At 28.2% G+C, this 25,100-nt stretch carries 29 protein-coding genes and 1 other annotated feature; of the genes, 8 read left to right on the top strand and 21 right to left on the bottom strand.

Annotation, left to right across the window (positions count from 1 at the left end):
- Nucleotides 1–30: 30 nt before the first annotated feature.
- The 6 genes from CSBG_RS06050 to CSBG_RS06030 all read right to left on the bottom strand — a co-directional run bounded on the left by CSBG_RS06050 (nt 31) and on the right by CSBG_RS06030 (nt 5,855).
- Nucleotides 31–1,767, bottom strand: a complete 1,737-nt coding sequence (locus CSBG_RS06050) for an EAL domain-containing protein (protein ID WP_008677960.1) — start codon at nt 1,765–1,767, stop codon at nt 31–33.
- A gap of 52 nt (nt 1,768–1,819) precedes the next feature.
- Complete coding sequence (locus CSBG_RS18930; RefSeq protein WP_008677958.1) at nt 1,820–1,945, bottom strand: hypothetical protein; 126 nt, start codon at nt 1,943–1,945, stop codon at nt 1,820–1,822.
- Nucleotides 1,946–1,965: 20 nt separating this feature from the next.
- Nucleotides 1,966–2,154, bottom strand: a complete 189-nt coding sequence (locus tag CSBG_RS06045) for a DUF4250 domain-containing protein (protein ID WP_008677956.1) — start codon at nt 2,152–2,154, stop codon at nt 1,966–1,968.
- Nucleotides 2,155–2,650: 496 nt separating this feature from the next.
- Nucleotides 2,651–3,517, bottom strand: a complete 867-nt coding sequence (locus CSBG_RS06040) for a tRNA 2-thiocytidine(32) synthetase TtcA (RefSeq protein WP_008677954.1) — start codon at nt 3,515–3,517, stop codon at nt 2,651–2,653.
- 151 nt (nt 3,518–3,668) lie between these two features.
- Entirely contained in the window at nt 3,669–4,433 is a 765-nt protein-coding gene (locus CSBG_RS06035) for an EFR1 family ferrodoxin (protein WP_008677952.1), read from the bottom strand.
- A gap of 63 nt (nt 4,434–4,496) precedes the next feature.
- A complete protein-coding gene (locus CSBG_RS06030) occupies nt 4,497–5,855 on the bottom strand; it encodes an FAD-binding oxidoreductase (RefSeq protein WP_008677950.1) in 1,359 nt (452 codons plus the stop codon).
- A gap of 310 nt (nt 5,856–6,165) precedes the next feature.
- Between CSBG_RS06030 and CSBG_RS06025 the strand changes: the two genes are divergently transcribed.
- Genes CSBG_RS06025 through CSBG_RS06015 form a run of 3 tightly spaced genes read left to right on the top strand, consistent with a single transcriptional unit; the run spans nt 6,166 to nt 7,279 of the window.
- Nucleotides 6,166–6,441: a spore coat associated protein CotJA gene (locus CSBG_RS06025; protein ID WP_008677949.1), complete on the top strand. Its 276-nt coding sequence runs from the start codon at nt 6,166–6,168 to the stop codon at nt 6,439–6,441.
- The gene (locus CSBG_RS06020) at nt 6,441–6,704 is read left to right on the top strand and encodes a spore coat protein CotJB (RefSeq protein ID WP_008677946.1); all 264 of its coding nucleotides are present in this window, start codon (nt 6,441–6,443) and stop codon (nt 6,702–6,704) included. The genes CSBG_RS06025 and CSBG_RS06020 overlap by 1 nt, the downstream gene beginning before the upstream one ends.
- The gene (locus CSBG_RS06015; RefSeq protein ID WP_008677945.1) at nt 6,704–7,279 is read left to right on the top strand and encodes a manganese catalase family protein; all 576 of its coding nucleotides are present in this window, start codon (nt 6,704–6,706) and stop codon (nt 7,277–7,279) included. Before CSBG_RS06020 ends, CSBG_RS06015 begins: the two co-directional genes overlap by 1 nt.
- A 60-nt stretch (nt 7,280–7,339) precedes the next feature.
- Here the strand turns inward: CSBG_RS06015 and aspS are convergent, their stop codons facing one another.
- Nucleotides 7,340–8,626: an aspartate--tRNA(Asn) ligase gene (gene aspS, locus CSBG_RS06010; RefSeq protein ID WP_008677943.1), complete on the bottom strand. Its 1,287-nt coding sequence runs from the start codon at nt 8,624–8,626 to the stop codon at nt 7,340–7,342.
- Nucleotides 8,627–8,847: 221 nt separating this feature from the next.
- Nucleotides 8,848–9,069: a binding site (T-box leader), on the bottom strand.
- 110 nt (nt 9,070–9,179) lie between these two features.
- Between aspS and CSBG_RS18505 the strand changes: the two genes are divergently transcribed.
- Together CSBG_RS18505 and CSBG_RS06005 are read left to right on the top strand one after the other, a co-directional pair.
- Entirely contained in the window at nt 9,180–9,353 is a 174-nt protein-coding gene (locus CSBG_RS18505; protein WP_008677942.1) for a hypothetical protein, read from the top strand.
- A gap of 15 nt (nt 9,354–9,368) precedes the next feature.
- Nucleotides 9,369–9,614 (top strand): spore coat protein, encoded by a 246-nt coding sequence (locus CSBG_RS06005; protein WP_008677941.1) that lies wholly within the window; start codon nt 9,369–9,371, stop codon nt 9,612–9,614.
- An 89-nt stretch (nt 9,615–9,703) separates the two neighbouring features.
- Here the strand turns inward: CSBG_RS06005 and CSBG_RS06000 are convergent, their stop codons facing one another.
- The 11 genes from CSBG_RS06000 to CSBG_RS05950 form a co-directional block, all read right to left on the bottom strand.
- Nucleotides 9,704–10,642: an ROK family protein gene (locus CSBG_RS06000; protein WP_008677940.1), complete on the bottom strand. Its 939-nt coding sequence runs from the start codon at nt 10,640–10,642 to the stop codon at nt 9,704–9,706.
- Between the two features lie 2 nt (nt 10,643–10,644).
- Nucleotides 10,645–11,343 carry an N-acetylmannosamine-6-phosphate 2-epimerase gene (locus tag CSBG_RS05995; RefSeq protein ID WP_008677938.1) on the bottom strand — a complete coding sequence of 233 codons (699 nt, stop codon included), beginning with the start codon at nt 11,341–11,343 and terminating at the stop codon, nt 10,645–10,647.
- An 81-nt stretch (nt 11,344–11,424) separates the two neighbouring features.
- Nucleotides 11,425–12,390 (bottom strand): acetylxylan esterase, encoded by a 966-nt coding sequence (locus CSBG_RS05990; RefSeq protein WP_008677937.1) that lies wholly within the window; start codon nt 12,388–12,390, stop codon nt 11,425–11,427.
- Nucleotide 12,391: 1 nt separating this feature from the next.
- Entirely contained in the window at nt 12,392–13,357 is a 966-nt protein-coding gene (locus CSBG_RS05985) for an acetylxylan esterase (protein WP_008677935.1), read from the bottom strand.
- A gap of 4 nt (nt 13,358–13,361) precedes the next feature.
- A complete protein-coding gene (locus tag CSBG_RS05980) occupies nt 13,362–14,987 on the bottom strand; it encodes an FAD-binding protein (protein WP_008677933.1) in 1,626 nt (541 codons plus the stop codon).
- Nucleotides 14,977–15,906 (bottom strand): dihydrodipicolinate synthase family protein, encoded by a 930-nt coding sequence (locus tag CSBG_RS05975; RefSeq protein ID WP_008677931.1) that lies wholly within the window; start codon nt 15,904–15,906, stop codon nt 14,977–14,979. Before CSBG_RS05975 ends, CSBG_RS05980 begins: the two co-directional genes overlap by 11 nt.
- The gene (locus CSBG_RS05970) at nt 15,899–16,927 is read right to left on the bottom strand and encodes an oligopeptide/dipeptide ABC transporter ATP-binding protein (RefSeq protein WP_035285096.1); all 1,029 of its coding nucleotides are present in this window, start codon (nt 16,925–16,927) and stop codon (nt 15,899–15,901) included. The genes CSBG_RS05975 and CSBG_RS05970 overlap by 8 nt, the downstream gene beginning before the upstream one ends.
- Complete coding sequence (locus CSBG_RS05965; protein ID WP_035285094.1) at nt 16,917–17,954, bottom strand: ABC transporter ATP-binding protein; 1,038 nt, start codon at nt 17,952–17,954, stop codon at nt 16,917–16,919. The genes CSBG_RS05970 and CSBG_RS05965 overlap by 11 nt, the downstream gene beginning before the upstream one ends.
- 12 nt (nt 17,955–17,966) lie before the next feature.
- A complete protein-coding gene (locus tag CSBG_RS05960; protein ID WP_008677929.1) occupies nt 17,967–18,896 on the bottom strand; it encodes an ABC transporter permease in 930 nt (309 codons plus the stop codon).
- A 9-nt stretch (nt 18,897–18,905) separates the two neighbouring features.
- On the bottom strand, nt 18,906–19,865 hold the full coding sequence (locus tag CSBG_RS05955) for an ABC transporter permease (protein WP_035285092.1): 960 nt from the start codon (nt 19,863–19,865) through the stop codon (nt 18,906–18,908).
- 69 nt (nt 19,866–19,934) lie between these two features.
- Entirely contained in the window at nt 19,935–21,569 is a 1,635-nt protein-coding gene (locus tag CSBG_RS05950) for an ABC transporter substrate-binding protein (protein WP_008677924.1), read from the bottom strand.
- 309 nt (nt 21,570–21,878) lie between these two features.
- On the opposite strand from CSBG_RS05950, the gene CSBG_RS05945 reads away from it, so the two are divergent.
- Entirely contained in the window at nt 21,879–22,328 is a 450-nt protein-coding gene (locus tag CSBG_RS05945; protein WP_008677922.1) for a YhcH/YjgK/YiaL family protein, read from the top strand.
- 57 nt (nt 22,329–22,385) lie between these two features.
- On the opposite strand, the gene CSBG_RS05940 is transcribed toward CSBG_RS05945, so the two are convergent.
- From CSBG_RS05940 to CSBG_RS18500, 3 genes are all read right to left on the bottom strand, one after another.
- The gene (locus CSBG_RS05940) at nt 22,386–23,186 is read right to left on the bottom strand and encodes a MurR/RpiR family transcriptional regulator (RefSeq protein WP_008677920.1); all 801 of its coding nucleotides are present in this window, start codon (nt 23,184–23,186) and stop codon (nt 22,386–22,388) included.
- A 248-nt stretch (nt 23,187–23,434) separates the two neighbouring features.
- Complete coding sequence (locus CSBG_RS05935; RefSeq protein ID WP_008677919.1) at nt 23,435–23,785, bottom strand: DUF2500 domain-containing protein; 351 nt, start codon at nt 23,783–23,785, stop codon at nt 23,435–23,437.
- Nucleotides 23,786–23,927: 142 nt separating this feature from the next.
- Nucleotides 23,928–24,068 carry a hypothetical protein gene (locus CSBG_RS18500; RefSeq protein WP_008677916.1) on the bottom strand — a complete coding sequence of 47 codons (141 nt, stop codon included), beginning with the start codon at nt 24,066–24,068 and terminating at the stop codon, nt 23,928–23,930.
- A gap of 461 nt (nt 24,069–24,529) precedes the next feature.
- On the opposite strand from CSBG_RS18500, the gene CSBG_RS05930 reads away from it, so the two are divergent.
- Both CSBG_RS05930 and CSBG_RS18495 read left to right on the top strand, forming a co-directional pair.
- Nucleotides 24,530–24,772 carry a DUF6241 domain-containing protein gene (locus CSBG_RS05930; protein WP_008677914.1) on the top strand — a complete coding sequence of 81 codons (243 nt, stop codon included), beginning with the start codon at nt 24,530–24,532 and terminating at the stop codon, nt 24,770–24,772.
- A gap of 111 nt (nt 24,773–24,883) precedes the next feature.
- The coding region (locus tag CSBG_RS18495) for a helix-turn-helix domain-containing protein (RefSeq protein WP_008677911.1) at nt 24,884–25,100 on the top strand (217 nt) is incomplete at its 3' end.

Genomic DNA, 25,100 nt, shown 5'->3' with positions numbered 1-25,100 from the left:
ACAAAATTTAAAGGATTACCTAGGTAATCCTTATTTACTTAGCATACTTATTATATTTTCAAAATACTCAGGTTTACTATAATAAAAACCTTGTACTGTATCGCATTCTATACTTCTTAAATAATCCACTTGCTCTTTTTCTTCGACTCCTTCAGCAACAACTGTCATGCCAAGTTTATGTGATAATTGAATAATATTTTCTACTATGTACCTGCTTTTGTCATTTTCAGCCATATCAATAACAAAACTTCTATCAATTTTTAAAACATCTATTGGTAGCTTAGTTAAATGATTTAAAGAAGAATATCCAGTTCCAAAATCATCTAAAGCAATAGATGCTCCCAGTTCTTTTATTTGTAGCAAACATTCTATGTTTTTATCTACTGATTTCATTATCATACTTTCAGTTATTTCTACTTCTATGTACTTAGGGGATACATTAAACTCCTCTATCAAAGAATTAAAGTATTCTAATAAATTACCATCTCTCAATTGTATTTCAGATAAATTAACTGCTATTTTAAAATTATCATAGCCTTCTGATAATAAATATTTTACCTTCGCAAAAACCTCTCTTAATACAAATTTGCCTATTGGTATTATAAGCCTAGTATTTTCAGCTACTGGAATAAATTCCCCAGGACTAACAAAGCCTATTTCATTACTTTTCCATCTAAGTAATGCCTCAAATCCATTTACTTCATCATCAGTAAGCCTCACTTTAGGCTGAAATACAACAAACATTTCATCATTATCTAATGCAGTTCTAAGCCCTCTTTGAATTGAATAAATTCTATTTATCTCTCTCGATATATTATTATTAAACATTTGCCACTGATTTTTACCATTACTCTTTGCTATATACATTGCAGCATCAGCATTTTTAAGGAGTACTTCAAAATCCTCACCATCATCTGGAAAAACTGATACTCCTATACTTGTTGAAGAATAAATTTTATGACCATTTATATCATATGGATTTTTTAATATGTCCATAATCTTTCTTACCGTAGTATTTATTTCATTTAAATAACTTATAGATGAAATAAATATTAAGAATTCATCTCCACCAAATCTACATAATAATTGATCATCATTAAATATTTTCTTTAAGTCTTCTGAAAACTTCTCTAAAAGTATATCTCCACATTTATGTCCATAAGAATCGTTTATAAATTTAAAATTATCTATATCTATTATTATTAATGCTCCTCTAGATTCTGAAACAATATGCTTCTCCAGTTCTTTTTCTATAATATTTTTAAATTGCTTTCTATTATTTAATCCTGTTAATTCATCATAATAACTAATATACTCTAACTTTAAATGTGCTTCTTTTTCTTTTGTTATATTATGAACATATCCTTCAAAGCCTAAAAACTCGCCTTTATTACTCTTTCTTGCCTGACCTTTAACGCTAATCCATATATCTACCCCTAAAATATTAGTTATCTTAACTTCAATTTCTTCTAAATTATTTTTTATACCATCATTTAATATATCAAAATAATCCTGGCGAAAGTAGCTTCTAAACTCATCAAAAGTCATTATAATAAAATCTTCTTTGTATCCTGTAATTTCTTTATTGTTCCCATAAAGCATTATTAAATCTTCCTCTTTATTTACAGAAATAAATAGTCCTTTAATAGACTTAATAAAAGATTCCTTTGAATTTAATAAAAACTCTTTTTGCCTGTCTTTATGATTATTCAAATCTTTATTATTAAGGGAACCAACATCCTTGTTATAACTCATTTCCCTAATCATATATTTAATCCTTCTCAAAGTATATTTTTATATTTAGTATATAGTCAAATTTCTATTTATTTTCTTCTACTTTCACTTCATTTTTTGATTTTTCTTTATTATCATTTATTAATGTTGCAACTAAAGCAGCCCCAGCAGCTACAACTACTGCTAATTTACCAAAGTTTTTCATTTTCATAAATTATTCCTCCTACCCAATTACTTAAATTGATTTTGATCTCTTTTATATTTATATCCTATTGAATTTAACTTTTCTTTTAATTCCTCTTCTGTTACTCCTATATCTTCACATAATGCTGATAAATTAGAGTAAAAATCTCTTAATTTCATATTTATCATACTTAATAGAATATTAGGATCCATAGATAAAACGCTTTCTCTATCCATACTATTTCTCCTTTTTATATATACAATTTCTATATATTTGAAATCTTAAATAAAATATACCATATATTTTTTAATAAAAAAAGCTTATTATACATATTTTTGTATATTTATTAAGATAAAAATAGAATACTAATTCATTTTTTATTATCGTAATTAATTATATTATTTTTATATGTTTTAATTATTTTTTATAAAAGCTAAGGAACTACTCTTAAGTTTTATTTTGAGTAGTTTCCTTTATAAGCTTTATTCAATTAATTATTTAACTTCTGGTACTTTAGAAGCTTCACTTTTCTTTGGAGATTTGTATCTCTTCTTTTCCCAACTTGCTTCTTGATTTTTTTTTAGCCATTAGATTTCACCTCCATTATGTTATTAGTATTTATAATCTATTTCTAATTATTCCATATACCCTTAATAAATTATTATTTCATAAAAAATAAAGATACTATGTAGAAATTCTTCATTACATAATATCTCTATAATCAAATTTTAATTATTCTTCATCATAAACTTCTAAATACTTAGTCTTTATACCATCTTTTTCCCAACCAAGTATAGAATCTAAACTAACATTTTCAGCTGCCTTAAATATTGATTTTTCAACACCATCAAAATTCTTTTTAAGCTCTTTTATTAATTCTTTAATTTCATATCTCTTATTTCCTATCTTCTCAGCCGAAACCATACATGCACAATTTAAAGGCCAAATTCCTGCATTATTAGTAAATCTCTTTATATACTCTTCTTCTACATAGTAAAGTGGTCTTACAAGCTCCATTCCTTCAAAATTAGCTGCCTTCAATTTAGGAAGCATAGTTTTAAAATTACCTGCATAAAGCACATTTAATAATGTAGTTTCTATAACATCATTATAATGATGTCCTAATGCCAACTTGTTGCATCCAAGTTCTTTTGCTTTACTATATAGTGATCCTCTTCTCATTCTTGCACAAAGATAACATGGATAATCTCTTGCCATCTTATCTACAACTTCGAAAATTTTTCCTTCATATATATGTACTGGTATTCCAAGATGATTACAATTTTCTATAAGTAATTCTTTTATTTGCGGATGATATCCTGGATCCATTGCTATAAACTCTAATTCAAAGTTCATTTGTCCATGTTTTTTAAGCTCTTGGAAACACTTAGCCATAAGTAACGAATCTTTACCACCAGAAATAGCTACTGCAATCTTATCCCCTTCTTCTACAAGGTTATAATCTTTTACCGCTTTTACAAACTTAGTCCAAATATGTTTTCTATATTTTTTAACAAGGCTACGTTCTATTTCTTCTAAAGGCTTTTTTTCTTCAGTAGGAATTAGTCTCTCGCAGCCTTTACCTGCTATACTACTCATTTTATCACCTCATTTAATAATCCCTATCAATTATATCACTTTTTAAACTTATTGTCTTTATATAAATATTGACCTATAGTACATTCTACATTTTCTATTAACTCTATTAATAGGTAGCCTTCTAACACTTATATTTAGTATTTTACTTTAACTAACTTATCAGTTCTTTAACCTTTATATATGGGTTCTTATATCTATTTTTCTTTACTGTACTTTTCCCTATATTTATAGCTTTTTTAGGACATAAATTTATACACGCCATACAATCTGTACAATTACCTTTCCAAGTTGGAATATTATTTTTCATTATAATATTATCTACAGGACATGCCTTTTTACAAATTTCACATCCAATACAGTCATTATTAACATTAAATTTTTTATCCTTATTTTTATATACATTTTTCCAAATAGAATAAAGAATCTTATTTAAACCAAATTTATAATTACATTTTTTTATTTTTCTTTCATTAATTTCATTAATAAAGTCTTTTAGAATTTTCTCATTTTTATCAATTGCTTCAATAGCTCTTTTTTCACTTGGATTTCTACCTGCTCTAATATAGTTAGAAATATATTTTATACATACAAAATTTGATAAAATATTTGTGTCTTTAATAATTTCATTTATATGAACAAAACTACTTTTTGCTTCTCCTCCACCAGATACCCCTACTGCAAAAACATAGGAATTTTTCTTTAACTTCAATTTGCATAAGAAATCTAAAGCTATTATAGGTAAAGAACCACAATGTATTGGATATATAAACCCAACTGCATTATCATCACAAATAAAATCATTGTCTCTTAATGCTTTTGTCATGGATATTAACTCTACATTTTCATTTAATGCTTCTTTTATTTTCTTTGAAACATATAAACTATTTCCAGTTGAAGAAAAGTAATAAATTTTCATAAATAATCCCCTATCCTACTTTGTATAATCTATAAATGATTATATCACGAATAAAATAAATTTCTATTTTACACTTTTAATAACTTGAGGATAATTAAAAACATTATATGGATCATATTGTTTTTTAATCTCTTTTAATCTTTTAATATTTTGCCCATAATATTCTTTTTCGTAATTATCTAGTTCATCTAATGGAAAGTTAACAAAAGATCCTTCTGTTAGTATCTCTATTGATCTAAAATTGCTCTTAACCCATTCCCTATTTATATCAGCATACTTATTTTTTTCCCAAACAGATTGAATTCCCATTATAAACTTAGCATCTCTATAATAGTATGCTGTATCTAATTTATCTACATCAGCAATAGCCCCACCAGCTCCATAAAATGATATTGCAGTATAAACTGCTCCTTCTGCAGGAGCATCTATTATTTCTATAAGTTGTTTTATTTCATCATAATTATAGTCTCTATAAACAAATCTACCTGTTGACTTATACTTTTCATAGTCAGGATGACTGTCCTGAATCCATCTATTACATTCTAATATACTCATATCCTCTATTTTAGTCTCTATTGAACTTGTTATATTTTCTAAAGGATTAAGTATTTCTCTAGCCTCAATAGAATTTCCATAAAATAATCCTGTAAGCTTAACTCCTCTTCCTCTTTCAGGTGAATTATATATTGCAGTCTTTAAATTCATCCTTCTATCTAAATTCTTATATAATTCTTGAAGAACCTCAATAACTTTAATATTATCTTCATTACTAATATTAGGATAATTTATATATATCAAAGTCCCCATTTTTATTTTTTCTTTTAACTTTATAGTCATTGAAGTTATAATCCCAAAATTACATCCTCCGCTTCCCTTGCAAGCCCAAAACAAATCACTATTTGATTGTTCATTAAGAATTAATTTTTTCCCTTCATAATTTATCATTTCAACTTCAATTAAACTATCACATGCTAATCCTAGGAATCTGCTTGAATATCCCCAGCCACCGCCAAGCACAAGCCCTGCTACTCCTACAGTTGGACATCCTCCTCCTGGGAATGCATAATTCCTGCTTCCTAGAGCTTCATATATTTCTCTATTTCTTACTCCACCCCCTATTCTTGCAAAACCATTATTTTCATCTATGTAAATTTCATTCATTTTACTTATATCTATAACAGCTACATCATTACCTGTTGAATATCCTTCATAGCTATGAGCACCTGATCTTACTCTTATTTCTATAGAATTATTTTTTGCCCATAGTATTGCATTAATTACATCTTCCTCATTATTGCAATATATAATCACTAATGGATATTTTTCAATAGCTCTATTCCAAGCTAATCTACTTTCTTCATATTCAAAACTTTCTTTGGTAATTATCTTGCCAGTTAATCCTGAATAATCAACACTTCTCATTTAATCACCTTCTGTAAATTATTTTATATATAAGATGATAACATATCATTCTTTAAAATCAATAAAAAAGAGTTCGAATAAAACTTATTAATTATTATAAATTTGTATAACCCCTTTTACTTAATTATAATTTGAAGCCTATTTTAAAGCCTTTAAAATTACTTATTAACTATTTTTACCTTTTATCCATGATATCTACAAATACTTAACTTTTTTTGAATCATTTTTATTTTTATTTATTTTTTATCACATTTCTACTTTTTTCTACATAACTTAGAACTATAGATACTAAATGAAAGGATGTTAATTTATGTACTATCGTAAAGATAATGATTGTGAAAAATGTAATGATTGTGTAAACGACCCTAGCAAGCTTTATTGTGATATATCTTGTCCAGACACAACTAAAAACTGCCGTGAATCATATAAAGTTTTTAATCCTCCTATATATGCAAAAGCATTTATTGCTCTTCAACCATATGAGAATTTATTTAATATAGAAGATGCATTTGCTGCTGGAACAATATTCAAAGACTTATATAGTCCTTATTGTGCTGTTCAATATATTAAAGGAGGACATAAATAATGAAACGTGAAGACTATCTAGCAAAAATACAAAAATTGCAATTCTTTGTTGTTGATTTAAATTTATATTTAGATAACTTTCCTGAGTGTGAAAAAGCAAGACATGATTATGAAGTAATATCTTGTGAACTAAAAAAAACAATTTGGGAATATGAAAAGCAATATGGCCCATTAACTAACTTTGGTTCTTCTTACTTCCAAGATCCTGAAGCTTGGGTTAATAGTCCATGGCCTTGGGAAAACATGAAAGGAGGAAAAAATTAATGTGGTATTATGTTAAAACATTACAACATCCCGTAAACTTAAAATCAACAGACTTAAAAATGGCTAAAGTTCTTATTACTCAATATGGTGGTCCAGATGGAGAACTTAGTGCTGCACTTAGATATTTAAATCAAAGATTCTCTATGCCTACAAATAAATCTAAAGCATTATTAACCGACATAGGAACAGAAGAAATGGCACACGTAGAAATAATAGCTACAATGGCTCATCAAATTATGGAAAATGCATCAATAGAAGAAATTAAGGCTGCTGGCATGGATGGTCATTATGCTGATCATGGAAAAGCAACTTTCTATACTGATGCTACTGGAAATCCTTGGACTGCTACTTATATCCAAGCTAAAGGTGATGTAATTGCAGATTTGCATGAAAATATGGCAGCTGAACAAAAAGCTAGAGCAACTTATGAATGGCTAATGAACTTAACAGATGATGCTGAAATTAAAAGAATATTAGGATTCTTAAGAGAAAGAGAAGTTGTACACTATCAAAGATTTGGCGAAGCTTTAATGGATGTACAAGATAACACTAAACTTACAGATTTTTGTAAATAAAATAGTGTTAGGACTACCTTAAAAGGTAGTCCCTTATTTTTTATTAAACTCATTCATCAATTAAGGTGTTATACGAGTTCTATCTCTAGGAATAAGTGATGCTTCCCTAACATTTTCTAAATTTAATAATTGAGTTGTAATCCTTTCTAATCCTATTGCTAATCCACCATGTTTTGGCATACCATATCTAAATATATCTGTATAACTTTCATAATCCTTTGGATTTAGTCCCTTATTTTCTATACTTTTTATAAGCATATTATAATCATTAATTCTTTGTCCCCCAGTTGTTATTTCAACACCTTTAAAAAGCAAATCAAAACTTCTAGTTCCTTGCTCTTCAAATGGCATTGTATACATCGGCCTCTTTCTTTTTGGATAATTAGTTAAAAATATAAAATCACACCCATATTTTTCTTTTGCATACTTACATATAAGTTTTTCTCCTTCTGGATCTAAATCTCCTTCTAAATCTCCCTTGCCATATACTTTTTTTAATATTTCTATTGCTTCATTAAGTTCAATTTTCGGTATACTAACATCTATTTTAGGAATATTTACATTTAATATTTTTAAATATTCTTTACCTTTTACTTCTATAGCTTTTAATATAAACTTTATTAAATCTTCCTCTAAATTCATTATATCAAACTCATCATTAATAAATCCTATTTCTAAATCCATGCTTATATATTCATTTAAATGTCTACTTGTATTATGCTGCTCGGCTCTATATACATGTGCTACTTCAAAAACCCTTTCAAATCCAGCTCCCACCATCATTTGCTTATAAAACTGAGGACTTTGCGCAAGATAAGCTGTTTTTTCAAAATATTCTACTTTAAATACTTCTGTTCCACCTTCTGCACCTTCTGCAACTATTTTAGGAGTAAATATTTCTGTAAATCCTTTATTTATTAAAAATTCTCTAAAGCTTTGAACTATTATATTTTGTATTTTGAATATAGAATTAACTTTTTCATGTCTTATACTAATTGCTCTATTGTTTAATATAGTGTCTAAATTTACATCCAACTCTTTTTTGTTTAGTTCTATTGGAAGTTCATGTGCTTCACTTATTATTTCAAAACTCTCAACTAATATTTCAAATGGATTTAATGAATTATTACTTTTCTTAACTATACCAACAATTGATACTACTGATTCAAGCTTTAATGAACTTAAATCAATATTATTATTTTCTATAACACATTGTACCAATCCTGATCTATCTCTTATTAACAAAAAAGTTATTGATTTTAGCCTCCTTACTCTATATAACCAACCTTCTATCTTAATTTCTTTTTCTATAAAATTAGGAATATTTTTTACTAATATTCTTTTCATCTCTATCTTCCTTTCGTAATTTAATACTATTTTTTACTATTTAAAACCTTTATACTTAATTATTTTATTTATTCAAAAAAATAAGCCCCTTGAACAAACTGTCCAAGGGGCGATAAAACTTCGCGGTACCACCCTTTTTTAACTTTATAAATATAAAATTAAGTTCAATTCTAAAACATACGCATAAAGCGGACCCACTTTATAAAAAAACCTCCACTCCATATAGGAGCGAAGGCTATGTTCACGGTACCATCCTAATTTAACTTAATTAAATAATTAAAAAGTTATCTCAATCTATTAACGCTAGAACACGTCTTACCCTACTCAATTTCAAGTAAGCATCTCCAAGATGTCTTTCGATATCAATTTCTCATGAAGCTTCCACCATCCTTCACTCGCTGAAGATACTCTTAAATATCTACTTTTCTTTTCATCGATTTTTTCTTTTTATTTATATTATTCCCTATAAGAGTAAATGTCAATATAAATTACAAAAATTATTAAGAATATATTCAAATCCTTTTACTAATAATAAATTTGGAGGTGATAAGTCATGACTTCAAAAGAATTATTATATATTGAAGACGCTTTAGGACATGAGCAATTTATGGAAACAAAATGCCAAGAAACTGCATCAAAAATTCAAGATGCAGAATTAAAAACTCTAGTAACTCAACTAGAAGCTAAACATAAAGAACTATTTGGAAAATTATATTCATTATTATAAAAGGAGGTTTGTAGTATGGATGATAAAAATTTAATGGAAAACATTTTACTACTTACAAAAGGTGCTGCTGATTTATATTTACATGGAACAATTGAAGCTTCTACTGAAAATATACATCAATCCTTCCATGATTTATTATGCGAAACATTAAAAATACAACATGAAGTTTATAAAAAAATGGAAGCCAAGGGTTGGTATCCTACAGAACAAGTAGATGCTCAAAAGATTCAACAAACAAAGCAAAAGTACACTATGCAATAATATAAAGAAAGATGCTAATTATAATTAGCATCTTTCTTTATATTATTGGAAGTATCTATGAATTAAATTATTCATTATTCTAAATAAATCTAGTTATTTATATTATAATGAACTGCACCAACTAATCCTGCACTATTTTCTAATTCAGCAGCTTCAACCTTTAAATTTTCTCCAAACTTTTGCATGACATGAGATAATACATAGTTTCTAACAGGTTTTATAAATAACTTTTCTTGTTTACTTACTGCTCCCCCAATTATTATAATTTCAGGATTAAAAATATGAGCTAGGCTAACTAGTCCCTTACCTATATCCTCTATCCAATTAATTACAACATACTCTAATTCCTTATTTCCTTTTTCTAATTCATCAAAAATATACTTTCCATTTATCTCATCTTTTGATATAGATAAATTACCTATATCACTATATTTTTCTTTAACATTTTTAATTAATGCTGTCATAGATGCATATTGTTCATAACAACCTATATTTCCACAAGTACATACTTTTCCATTAGAATTTATAGAAAAATGTCCTAGCTCTCCTGCTATTCCTATGTTCCCTAATAATACATTTGAGTTAACTATTATTCCTCCGCCAACTCCTGTACCTATTGTAATACCTATTATATTTTTATAATTCTTTGCTTTACCTATCCATTGTTCTCCAATAACCATACTATTTGCATCATTTATAACTGTAGTTTTTAAATTATATATTTCTTCTAGTTCTTTTTTTATTTCTGTATTACACCAATTTTTAATATTTCCTCCTACACCAACAATAACTCCAGTATTACTATTAACTTGACCAGTTGCAGAAACACCAATACCCATAAGTTCATTTTTATTTATAGAATTATCCTTTAAAAATCTTTCTATTGATTTTTTAACTGTTTCAAATATAGGAGTTTTATAATTATCAAATGCAACCTCATAATTATCTGAAGCTAATATTTTTCCTTTATCTGTTACTAACCCTAACTTTACTGAAGTTCCCCCAATATCAATTCCTAAATACTTCATAATTACCTCTTCTTTATTGCTTCCATAAATCTTGTTGTAATCTCTAAAGGTCTAGTGATAGCACCTCCAACCACTACAGCATAAGCTCCAAGGTCGAACATTTCAACAGCTTGGCTTGGATAATGAATCCTTCCCTCTGCTATAACTGGTATATCTATAGATTCTACTAAATTTTTTACTAATTCGTAGTCTGGCCCATCTAACTTAGGAGTATAACTTGTATATCCACTTAAAGTTGTCCCAACCATATCAACTCCTGCTCTAAAAGCATTAATTCCTTCTTCTAAATTCGATATATCAGCCATTAACAATATATTCGGATACTTTTCTTTTATAGCTTTTATAAATTCCTCTACAGTCCTTCCGTCTTTTCTTTTCCTTAATGTGCAATCAAATGCAATAATATCCGCACCAGCCTTTGCTAAAGAATCAATTTCATCCATAGTAAATGTAATATATGGTTCAAATCCTTCATATGATTTCTTAATTAATCCTATAACAGGTAAATTTGTTTCTTTCTTTATTCCAATAACATCTCTTACTCCATTTGTTCTGATAGCACAAGCTCCTGCTTTTTTTGCTGCTCTTGCCATTAATGGCATCATTGAATCCTCTTCAATATAAAGTGGCTCATCAGGAAGAGCTTGACAAGATACTATTAATCCACCTTTAATCTTTTCCATAATTTCTTCTTTTCTCATAAAAACACCCCTAACTTTTATACTTAACCTGTAATTTTCTATATAACATTTATAATAATTATCAATATCAATCAATATATTTTAATTAACATTATTGAACTGCATAAACTTTAGATTTTCATTTTCAAAAAAGTTATTTAATTCATGCCCATATTTATGGAATATTAAATGTTTCTTTTTACAATTTACATTATTAAAAACCGCATACTGAGTACTTGGTGGACATATGCTATCTAATAAACCTGTTCCAATTAATAAATCACAACTTAATTTGCTTGAAAAATTCACAATATCTATATATGCAAGTTTTTCAAAGACTTCTTTTTCTCTTATGTGCATTGGATCAAACCATCTAAAATAATATCTAATTCCTTCATATGCATTTACATCTAAGTCCATATCCCAAACCCTTTTAAAATCAGCTAAAAATGGATATTGCAAAGAACACTTATTTATATTTTTATTTAAGGCAGCTACTACTAAGGCAAGTGCAGCTCCTTGGCCTTTTCCAAATGATATTATTTTGCTTATATCAGTTTTCTCAAATTTTTCTATTATCCTAGATAATATATAAGCATCCAAATATACTTTTCTATAGTACATATCTTTAAGCTCTCCATCTAAACCATTAATTACATGTCCACACACAGTAGAGCCTTTTATTCCACCAATATCTTGACTTTTTCCACCTTGTCCTCTACAATCCATAGCAACTACTGAGTATCCAATTGCCACGTATCTACTCAAGTGATACCAGCCTTTGCTTGCTTCTTTATAATCATGAAATTCTAATACTATTGGAAATTTCTTTTTGCTTGATGGACAAATATATTTTGCATAAATTTCAGCTCCATCTATACCATTAAAATAAATTTCATAATATTCAGCTTGTTTATTTTTAAACTCTTTTTTTACCATCCTATATTTTAAATTTTCTTCAGTAATACTATTTATTTCTCTATCCCAAAAATTATCAAAGTCATTTGGCTTTATACTACTTCCTAAATACGCCTCCATTTCCTTTATTGGCATATCCATCATCGACATATCATTTTCCCTCCTTTAAGAAAAAGTCTATTAACATATCATCAAATGCACTTATTTCTTCATGTGTATAATCTGGGAAAATAATATGTTTCTTTTTAGAAGTTATATTATTATATACAGCAAACTGAGTTGATGGAGGACAAATATTATCCATAAGTCCTGTCCCAAATAAGACTTCTGATTTTAATCTATGAGAAAAATTATGTACATCTATATACCCAAGCTTCTCAAATACTTCATCTTCCTTTTCTCCCATAGTATTAAACCATCTTGAATAATATCTTAATCCTTCATATGCTACTAAATCTAAATCCATATCATATACTCTTTTATAATCTGAAAGAAATGGATATAATGCCGCACATCTTTTTATAATTGGATTTAAAGATGAACATACTAATGCTATTCCAGCTCCTTGACTTGCTCCATTAGCATATATTCTATTTGAGTCAATATCTTCTAATTCTTGAGCAATTCTACATAATATTGAAGCATTTTGAAACAACCTAACGTAATACATATCTTTAGTATTGCCATCTAATCCTGAAATGATATGTCCAGAAACTGTAGCCCCCTTATAGCCTCCAATATCTTCACCTTTCCCCCCTTGCCCAGGGCAATCCATAGCTAAAACTGCACATCCCATACCTGCAAATGAAGACTGTTCAAACCATCCCCTACTTGCTCCTGGATAACCATGAAACTGTAATATTAATGGTATTTTGTAATCTAATTTAGGTTTAATATATTTAGCATATACTTTTTCACCATTTATGCCTTTAAACCACAAATCATAATAATCACATGAACTAAATCCCTCAATTTCACTACAAGTGAGATAATAGTCTAAATGATGATTATATACTTCCTCCATCCTATTATCCCAAAATAAATCGAAATCTTTTGGTATGGGATTCGTACCTTTATATTTTCTAAGTTTTTCTAATGGCATATCTACTACAGGCATTTTGTCACTCCCCTTGAAAATAGACTTTAATATCATTATCAAATTCTACATTTATTCTTCTATCCATTTTTTCATTTATAGTTGGATAATCACTTCTATAATGTGAACCTCTACTTTCCTTTCTAAGATCAATTGCCTTTAATATTGATTTAGCAAGTAAAATATTAGATTCTAGCCTATATGAATATTTTATATTTTTCATATTTATATCTTCTTTATATATAAAATTTTTAGATATATTATTTATCTTTGAAAGTGCTTCATCAACCCCCATTTGATTTTTTTCTATCATTGCATTTTTAAACATAATATCTTGAACTTCCTCAATATGCTTATTTGCTTTATCTATTTCATAAAGTTCAAACTCTATTTCTTCCACACAAATATCTTTTTTATCTTTTGCATGTTCAGCAGCACTTTCACCTGAAATTTTTCCGAATACAAGTCCATTAGCTGTAGATAAACCTCCTATTCTATCCGCACCATGCATTCCACCTGTACATTCTCCTGCTGCAAACAATCCTTTTATTTTTGTTTCAGCTTTTTCATTTATGCTAATACCTCCATTAGCCGCATGAAAAAACATTCCTACATTTATTTCATCATCTATTGTCAGATGTTTATTTTCTTCTAACCAATTAAAATATAATCTTATAAACTCTGGCATATTATATTTTAATTCTTCATTATATTTAATAGTCACACCATTTTTATTTCTTAAAAATTCTTTAAATATAGAATAATCAATATCTCTAGAAATTAATCTTGAAGTAAATGGACCGTAAGTTGATCTCATATCAAGTTTTTCTTTTAAATTATAAATACCCTTGAATACATCTACTCCTTCCCCATCTTTAGCCTCTATATATTTAAATGTTTTTTCATTAAATATTGTTTTATAACATGGCTTAATATATCCTGGCATCATCTGCATAAATTCTATATTGTTTAATGTGCAACCAGATTTTAATGCTAATGCTTGTCCTTGCCCTGTAATATCATTAGTATTTAATCTATGTTTAAATAATCCTCCTACTCCACCACTTGCAATAACTATTGATTTACACTTAATAAATTCTAGTTTATTTAATTTATTAACAAGAACTACCCCTACTACATTACCATTTTGTTTCACTATATCTATAACTTCTGAGAAAGGATATTTTATTACCTTATTTGCTTTTAATTTCTTTCCAAAGACTTCTTTTGCACTACTAAATAAAATTCCATTCCAATTTCTTTTTTTATGATCAAAACACGGGATAAATTCTTTCTCACCTTCATTATCTGCTTGCTTTAATTTAATTCCCATATCCTTCAGTTCTTTTATACATGGATTTATATTCTTCACAAATGTTTTTACTAAATTTCTTTCTACAACATTACAACCAACTTCAATGATTGTTTTAATTAAATCATCTTCATCATTTTTGTCTGTTGGACTAATTAAACCTAATCCCCATGTACCAGGATAAAAACTTGAACCCGAAAATATATTAACACTACTTGAAAGTATTACTTTGCATCCTTTATTTGATGCTTGGATTGCAGACATTACTCCTGCAATCCCAGCTCCAATTACAAATACATCACAATCAGTACTCTTTCTTAACTTTACTTTATATTTCATCTAAGAACTCAACCCCTGTTATATTGTAGGTTTCTTTTAATTTCTTATATCCTTCTCTAAACTCTATTTCTTCTTTTTCTGTTAAATTTTCAAATGGACTACGACAATATCCTGCATTTATTCCTCTCCATCTTAATACAGCTTTCATCCCTGCATAAAATGATGGTAGTTTTAGTGAATACATTATTATCTCTACTGCTTGACGTTGAAGTTTTTGCGCTTCATCTATATTTTTACTATCTACAGCTTTTTTAATATCAATAAATAATTCTGGCATTATATTATAAAATGAACCTATTATTCCATCTGCACCTGCTAAAAGTCCTGACATAGCCATTTCATCTGCACCTGAATAAACTAAAAAATCTTCTCCTAATTCATCTTTTATTTGTGTTATTTCATAATGAGATAAAGCAGTATATTTTATTCCTTTAACATTCTCTATTGATGCTAACTTCTTTATAGTATTCATTCCTAGTAATCCTGCTAAAGGTACGTTGTAAACTATCATTGGAAGATTACATGAATTTGCAATTTCTTCATAATACTTAACTATTTGATTTTCGTTAAATTTCCAATAAAATGGTGGAACACTAGATATTCCATCAGCACCTGCTACTTCTGCATGTTTTGCTAAATCAATGGATAATCTTGTCCCTATTGCTCCAACATGAACTACAACTGGTACTCTTCCCTTATTTTCATCTATAACTATTTCAACAACTCTTTTTCTTTCTTCACTATTCATAGTAAAGCCTTCTCCAGTTGATCCTGTAAGATATAGCCCGTCTACTCCTTTATTAATTAAATATGATACTAATTGTCTCATTCCTACTTCATCTATATCTTCATTTTTATCAAAAACTGTTAATACTGCTGGAATTACTCCCTTAAAATCTTTAATATCAAACTTACTCATTATTATTCTCCTTTATATTCATTTCTGCTAAGTGACAGGCAACATAATGCTCTTCCCCATCAACTATATGCTTTTTTAATAATGGTCTTTCTTTTTTACAAATATCCATACATTTTCTACATCTTGGATGAAAGTTGCATCCTTCTGGTGGATTCACTGGACTTGGCACATCCCCTTCTAATACTATTCTTTTTCTTTTATGATCTAAATCAGCTATTGGAATTGCTGACAATAACGCTTCAGTATAAGGATGTAAATTATTTGAGAAAATTTGAGATGTTTCTGCAAGTTCAACTATTCGTCCTAAATACATTACAGCAATTCTATCACTTATATATTCCACTACACTTAAATCATGTGTTATAAATATATATGTTAAATTTCTTTCTTCTTTGATCTTCTTTAATAAATTTAATACTTGTGCCTGTATTGAAACATCTAAAGCTGATACAGATTCATCGCAAATAACTAGTTCTGGATTAACACAAAGTGCCCTTGCTATACCAATTCTTTGTCTTTGTCCACCTGAAAACTCATGTGGATATCTATCCATATATTCTCTTCTCATATTTACAGCTTCTAATATATCCCCAATTATCATTCTTCTATCTTTTTTATCCTTTACCCCAAATTTCTTTAAAGGATCTGACAAAGATTGATAAATTGTAAATGCAGGATTTAAAGATGAATGTGGATCTTGAAAGACTATTTGCATCTTTCTACGTGCTAAATCCATTTCTTTAGTATTTAATTTTCTTAAATCTTTTTTACCTACATCTCTTTTAAAATCATAGATCATTTCTCCTCCAGTTGGCTTAACTAATTGAAGAATAGATTTACCAAGTGTAGTTTTACCGCATCCAGATTCCCCTACTAATCCAAGAGTCTCACCTCTATAAACAGTTAAATCAATATCATTTACTGCTTTAACAAATTTAGTAGGTTTCTTTAGCATACCAGCCTTTATTGGAAAGTATGTTTGTGCACCTTTTAACTCTAATAAAACTTCTTTATTTTCCACTTGATATCACCTCTTTTTCATTTAAATTATTTTTAATCACAATATTATGATTAAAACAACGTACCATATGAGTTTCACCTATAACCTCTTCACTTGGCATTTCATTGCATTTTTCACAAGCATAATTGCATCTTGGTGCAAACTGACATCCAATAGGTCTATCATATGGATCAGGTGTTGAACCTTTTATAGGATTAAGATCCTGATCTTTTCCTTTTCCTAGTATAGGAATTGACTTTAAAAGAGCTTCAGTATATGGATGTGCTGGAGTTTTTAAAACTTCTTCAACTGAACCACTTTCAATTATATTTCCCATATACATAACAGCAACCTCATCTGCAAGTTCACTAACAACTCCCATATCATGAGTTATAAGTAATATTGCTGTATCATTTTCTTTTTTTAGCTTATCCATAAGCTCAAATATCTGAGCTTGAATTGTAACATCTAAAGCTGTTGTTGGTTCATCTGCAATTAAAACTTTAGGACTACAACTCATCGCCATTGCAATCATAGCTCTTTGCCTCATTCCACCTGAAAACTGATGGGGATACTCATTTATTCTTTGTTCTGGAAATGGTATTCCCATGTCTTTAAGTAAATTTAAAGTTCTCTCTTTAGCATCTTTTTTAGATACCTTTTCATGACATAATATATTTTCAGTTATTTGATAACCAACTGTATAAACAGGATTTAATGCTGTCATTGGGTCTTGGAATATCATAGCTATATCCTTGCCTCTTAGATTTCTCATTTCTTTACCATTTCTAGGTAGCTTGTCTATTCTTATATCACCTTTGTCTCCATGATATATTATTTCACCTTCTTCTATCCTAGATAGTTTTGGTAATAACTGCATTATTGATGATGCAGTTACACTTTTTCCACAACCTGATTCTCCAACAACACAAAGTGTTTTTCCCTTTTTTATTTTAAATGAAACTCCATTTATTGCTTTATTACATCTTTGATTTGTATAAAAGTAAGTCTTTAAATTATTAACAGTAATTATAGGTCTATCCTTCATATTTCTTCCTCCTTAACCTTGTTGTGTTGGATCTGTTGTATCACGAAGACCATCTCCGACGAAGTTAATACTCATAACAAATAAAGAAATTACTATACCTACTGGTAACCATAACCACCAGTTATTTTGTAATGTAAACATATCTTGAGATGCATTTAAAATATTTCCCCAAGTTGCAATTTCAAGAGGTACTCCAAGTCCTAAAAAGCTTAGTGAAGCTTCTTCTAATATAAACATTGCTGTACTTAAAGTTATATTTACAACAATTGGTCCTATTGCATTAGGTAACATATGTTTATAGCAAATTATAAAATCATTTAATCCAAAGGATTTAAGTGACTGTACATACTCCTCTTCCCTAATTGAAAGAATCTTTGCACGAGCCATACGATAAACGCTACCCCATCCTGTTAAAATAAATATTATTATAAGATTAGTTAGACTTTGTCCTAATATTGATACTAGCATTAATACTAATACTAATTGAGGGAATGACATAAAAACTTCTGATAAACGTAAAACTATCCTATCAAACCAGCCTCCTTTATATCCTCCATAACATCCAAGTAAAACTCCAATAACTGCACATCCTAGTGCACTACCTAATCCTATTAAAATTGATATTCTTCCACCATATAATACTCTTGAAAATACATCTCTTCCTACTTTATCTGTACCAAATAAATGCTCTGATGATGGTGACCTTAAAACATTATTCATATCAACAGCTAGGGGATCATATTTAGTTAAAAGCGGAGCAAATATCGCTGATAGTAAAATTATAGAAAATATAATTATTCCAATTACTGCAAGCTTATTATTCATAAGCTTTCTTAATGAACGATTTACATTTTTCTTCCCTAAAGCTCCAGACTCCTCTAATTCCTTTATCTTATCTAACTTACGATCAAATCTACTTCTTTTAATTCTTACCTCTGCCATACTATCCTCCTAATCTAACTTAACACGTGGGTCAAGTAAAGCCGTTAATACATCAACTAAAAAGCTTGAAACTAATACTGCTGTAACTGTAAGTAAAGCTATCATCATAACTAATGGATAATTTTGAGCACGAACTGCAGTTGCAAATGCACTTCCTATACCCGGCCATCTAAATATTGTCTCTATTACTACTGCACCACCAATTAAAGTTGGTAATCTGAAGCCAATTAAAACAATAACGGGTGTTAATGCAACTCTGAATCCATGTACTAAATTTACCCTCCACTCTGGCAACCCCTTACTCCTAGCTGTTCTTATATATTCTTTGTTCATAGTATCAAGCATACTTGAACGCGCATATCTCATTACTCCTGCTGTAAGTGAAATTCCCAATACAAGTGCTGGCAATATTAAATATTCATATCTATCTATAAATGCTGTTTTTCCTGGCATCATACGCCCACCTACAGGTAACCACCCTAAATTTAAAGAAAAAATTAATATACAAACCATTCCAAAGAAAAATTGTGGTATTGATACTCCAATCATACCTGCAACTGTTAATAAATTTTCTGAGAAAGTTCCACGACGTATTGCACTAAATAATCCTAAAAGACTTCCAAGAATAGTTGAAATAAGTAAAGCTGCAATAGCTAATTCTAAAGTAGCTGGTAACAAATCTTTTATTATATTTATTATAGGAACTCCACTTGATACACTATATCCAAAGTTTCCTCTTAGTATTTCTCCAAGCCACCTAAAATAACGCAATATAAAAGGGTCATTTAATCCATAAGCTGCACGTATTTCATCTAACTTAGCTGGATCCATATTTGACAATAATTCAGGACTTATCATATGTGATACTGCATCTCCTGGAGTTAACTCAAGTCCTAAATAAATTATAAATGTTATAAGTAAAAGCATAGGAATTAATCCTAATATTTTTTTAATTATGAACTTTACCATAATGTCCCCCCTAATTTGAAATTTAGGGACTGCCATATGCAATCCCTAAATTTAATTATTTAAACTACATTAGTTTATCTTCCAGTTTTGAATATTCCAATCATAGTTGAATTGAGGATTACCATATTTCTCAATGCCAGTTTCAATTCTATTGCTTTCGATTAAGAATATAGGTTGATAATATAATGGGATTGAGAATAAATTTTCATTTTCGTATTTTTGTAATTCAAAATATGCTTTCTTTTGATCTTCTGGATTCATTGATGAATTTGTTGCATCTATTAATTTATTTAATGTTTCATCTGCTGGAGTATGTGAATTCGAAGGTGAGCCTGTCTTATATCTGTCATAATATTCATGCATTGAAAGAGCTGCATTAGCTGCATAAGCCATATCCCATTCTACAGCACTTGGACCATTTACTTGATCATCAGGTGCCTTCCAAAGAATAGTTGCTAAATCTCCTTCAACTAATCTAAAGTTCATTTTTATTCCTACATCTTTTAAGAATGATTGAATTGAAGTCATTAAATCTACTGTTAATTGATCTGTATAATAATAAACAACGTCTAATGTGTAATTTGGATCCCAATTAGCTTCTGCTAATAATTGCTTAGCTTTTTCTGGGTTAAAATCATAATTATTTAAGCCTTCTACCTTATCTGCTCCATTTGGAGTTAAGCTATTTGCTGGAATTATAGTATCGTCAAATAAATTTTGTCCAATAGTTTTCATGTCTATTGCATATTTAATTGCTTGACGTACCTTTGGATTTGCTAACGGAGATTTTGTTCCATCAGCCTTATTAAATTTATTTACATAAAATAAACGAGTGTATCTTACATCTACTTGAGTTAATTTTACATTACTTGAATCTTTTAAAGCCTTAACATCGGCTACGCTCTTTGTATATCCATAATCTAATAATCCTGATTTAACATTATTAACTAAGTTAGGATCACTATCTCCTGGGCTAGGTGTTAAATGAATTGTATAATTAGCAACACCATCATAATATTTGTCAAATGGTACTAATGTTGTATAATCATTCATTTTAACTTCTTCTACTTTAAATGGTCCTGAACCAATTGGATTTTGGAAGTATTCTGCTTGTTGGAACTTTAATGGATCTACTCCTTCAAAATATTTTTCTGGTAATGGGGCAAATTGTGTAAATGTTAACAATGCATCTGGTGCAACTTTATCAAAAGTAATAGTTATTTTATTTCCGTCAATTACAATTCCTGAAAGTTCTTGTGCTTTTCCAGCTAAGTAATCCTCGCTACCTTTTATAGCTTTGAATGTATTTAAAAATACAGGATTAGCAACTGCTGTTTTCATGGAATATTCTATACTCCATTTTATGTCTTGCGAAGTTATCTTTTCTCCATCATGCCAATATATATCGTCTCTTAAATCAAATACTAATTCCGTTCCGTCATCACTAAGCTTGTACTCTTTTGCTAGTTCTCCTTTAGATGGTTTCAAGTCTGCATCTGCTTCAATCAAATGATCATATAATACCTTCGAATAAGTATATGATCCTGGATTTAACCATGGTGTTTCAAAAAACTCTACCGGCCCACCATTAGAATACATAATTTTTTGTTCGCTTTCGTTAGAAGCTCCACTTTTGTTACCACCACACGCAACTAAAGATAATGACATTACAGCAGCAATAACACAGCTAATAACTTTTTTCATTCTTTTCCCTCCATCTCTTTACCCTATTAAATTATCAAAATAAAATTTTCACTCCATTTTCGGTTTGATTTTTGGAGTTTAACTTCACTTATACTTTGATTATATCACCAGAAAATTCCATTGTAAACGTTATTTAATCCATTTAATACTATTTATGGATTTTACTATTTAATTAGTATATTTTTAATAATTCGTTAAAATATTCTGAATTTTCTTTTTGTTTTTAATAAATTTGATTCTAAATCATAATTTCAATAATAAATTATTGTATAATGATAATGAAAATATTATAAAGATGAGGGTGAATTTATGATAGTTGGAAAGTTAAAAGATTTAAACCGTTATAAGGGATTAAACCAAAATTTGGACAAAGCTATTGACTACATATACTCTGCCAATCTATATGACTTAAAGCTTGGCAAAAATTATATTGATAATGAAAATATATTTATTAATCGATTTAACTATATTGGTCAAAAAGAATTTGATTGTTTTTTTGAAGGTCATAAAAATTATTTAGACATACACATTATCCTAAACGGTAAAGAAAAATTAGGTTATTCCGATATTTCAGAACTAAATCAGGTATCCAAATACGACTTAGAAAATGACTTTATAAAATTTGAAGGACCTATAAAAAATTATATAGACCTAAAAGTTGGTGACTTTGTAATAACTTTTCCTGAGGACATTCATATGCCTAAAATTTCAATTAATGATGAAACTATAGAAAAAATAGTTTGTAAAGTTCTAGTTTAAAATTATTATAAAAATAAAAAGCATATTTAAAGCCTATATAGACCTAAAATATGCTTTTTATGTTGCAGATTTATCAATTAGTAACTCAGCTGTTTTTTCTTTCAAGCTTAATACACTTTCTTTATTTAGTAAAGCATAACCTGTACACAATAAATCTATTATATAAAGCTGTGATATTTTGCTTATTAGTGATCCACCATCTAACAAATTTTCCTTTCCTGCTGTTAATAAAACACAATCTGCTATTTGTGCAACAGGTGATAGTGCATAATTTGTTATCGCTATAATTTTTGCTTTTTGCTTTTTAGCTACCTTTAAAGATTCTATTATATCTTTAGTATATCCTGATAAACTAAGTGCAATTATTACATCATTTTCATCACAAACAGATGAATACATAAGTTGAAAATGACTATCTGTAATAGAAAGACCTGTTTTCCCCATTCTTATAAATCTACTTTGTGCTTCATATGCAGCTAAACCCGATGCCCCTACACCATAAAAGAATAATCTATTAGAACTTTGAATGAATTCAATTGCCATCCTTAATTGATTGGAATCTAATACATTTTTTGTATTTTGAATCGTATTTGTCATATTGGCTGCAATAGAGTCTATATAATTTTCATGATATGTTTCATTCACAGGCTCGTCATCTTTTGCTATTTGAAGCTTTAAATCCTGAAATCCACTAAATCCTATCTTTCTTACAAATCTTAATATAGTTGCTTCTCCCACCTTAATCTTTTTAGATATCTCTAGAAGTGTTTCATAAATTATATTACCTTTTTCTTGTAAAATATAATCTGCAACCTTTCTCTCAGATTTACTTAATGATGGATAACAAGATTCTATCATTGCTATATACCTGATAATAACACCACTTTCCTTTTATATTATTATAAAACAATTAATATTCTCATTACTAATTATTCCTAAAATTTATATATTAGCTACTTATTAATTTAATATACATTATATAACTTTCTATTTTATAACTCAATATTGTATTTTTAGTTCTATATATCTATAAATTTTCAAGTTATCCTATTATAAAAAATATATATTTATATCAAATCCTCTATATTATTACTGTATTTAATATATTATTTTCTTTCAAAACTTATAAACCTACTTCCTTGAAATGAAAGGATTCCTCTATCCCCTTCTGCTAATAATCCATATTCCCTTCCTGATAATTTCAATTCAATTCTTTCTCCGTTAGAAAATTCAAAGGTTACATAATATTTTGTAGAAGATGTTGACATAGAATCATGATGATTATGATGCGATACTGACGCTCTTTTAGATACAATCAATGCTTCAACTGGTATAATTGGTTGTTTATTATTATTACTCCATTCTTTTACATTCTTAACTATTGTAAATATAAAAAGGCAAAAAAAAGCTATAAAAAATAGTGGGAAAATAAATGAAAACAAATTAAATCCATACATGATAAATAACTCCTCCTGTTTTATACTTTTATTACTATAATTGTATAAAATTATTTAAGTATATACAACATAAACCTATCATTAATCCTTATTGTAAGGTAGTAAAATACCACTAGTACTTTGCATTCTAGTGGTATCAAAATTAATCCATTGTGTTTTCTTTATGGCCGCATTCTTCACATTTATAATATTTCTTTCCATATTGATTATTATCATATGCATAATCAAATTCCTTCATAACTTCGCCACAAATAGGGCAAATTTTATTTTCATTATTTTTCAATAGGTTCCCTCCTATAACTTATTAAAATATAAGTATTTATTTTCATAATAAATTATTATATACACATATAATAATTTATTGGTTAAAAATAATTTTAATTTACATATATTTAATATATTATATAACTTTTTATTTATTTCTTTATTATTTATATATATGTATATTTAAATTATACAAATTATGGATTATAATAAATATAAATTCTATTTAAGGAGGTTATTAATATATCTAAATTATTTAAAAATAAAGCTATTATTACCATAATAATTATTGTACTTTTAGTTATCATAGCTGTATCATCATTTTTTTATTATAAAGAACGTTCATCTGGTAACATAAACGCTAAATCAAATATATCTGAAATTGAAAAAATAAATGAAGAAATTTCAAAGGAAGAAAATAATGAAATAAAGGAAGATGAATATTATCCTGTTGAAAAAATTTATGACATACTTCACAGAATGAGTAACACAAAAATAATTGCAGAAGATAATCAAATTTGGGGCAGAATATCTATGGACCCTGAATATATTATATCCTTAAAAAGGCTAATAGAAAAAGTAGATTATGAGGATAAAGATTATATGTTAGAAGTTCTTACTAGATGGGAAAATAACGATTTTTCAAATGCTGTAGAAGAACATAATTACTTTTGGAAAAAGCTTGGTGGAACTATCGGAAAAGCAACTTCTGTAAAAGAATAGAACATCTTTATACATTTATTTATAAAAATAGTACAAGCTACTCAATGATATGCTCCCATTATAGTAGACAGTTAAAATAATAAAACTGTTCTATAATGGGAGGATTTTTTTATGTCAAGAAAATCAAAAGTATCAACCGAAATAAAAGTCCAAGCTGTTGAAGATTATTTAAGAGATATAAAAAGTTTATCTGAAATAAGTAATGAACTAAATATCTACAAAAGTGCTATTTCAGCTTGGGTCCGTAAATATAAAACCTTTGGGAAAGAAGGTTTATTAAACAAAGGATATAATACATCCTATTCTGCTCAACTTAAAACTCAAGCCG

The sequence above is a fragment of the Clostridium sp. 7_2_43FAA genome, assembly GCF_000158375.2.
Lineage (GTDB): Bacteria > Bacillota > Clostridia > Clostridiales > Clostridiaceae > Clostridium > Clostridium tertium.
Note: the sequence above shows the minus strand (reverse complement) of the source record. Positions and strands in the feature narration are given on the sequence as shown.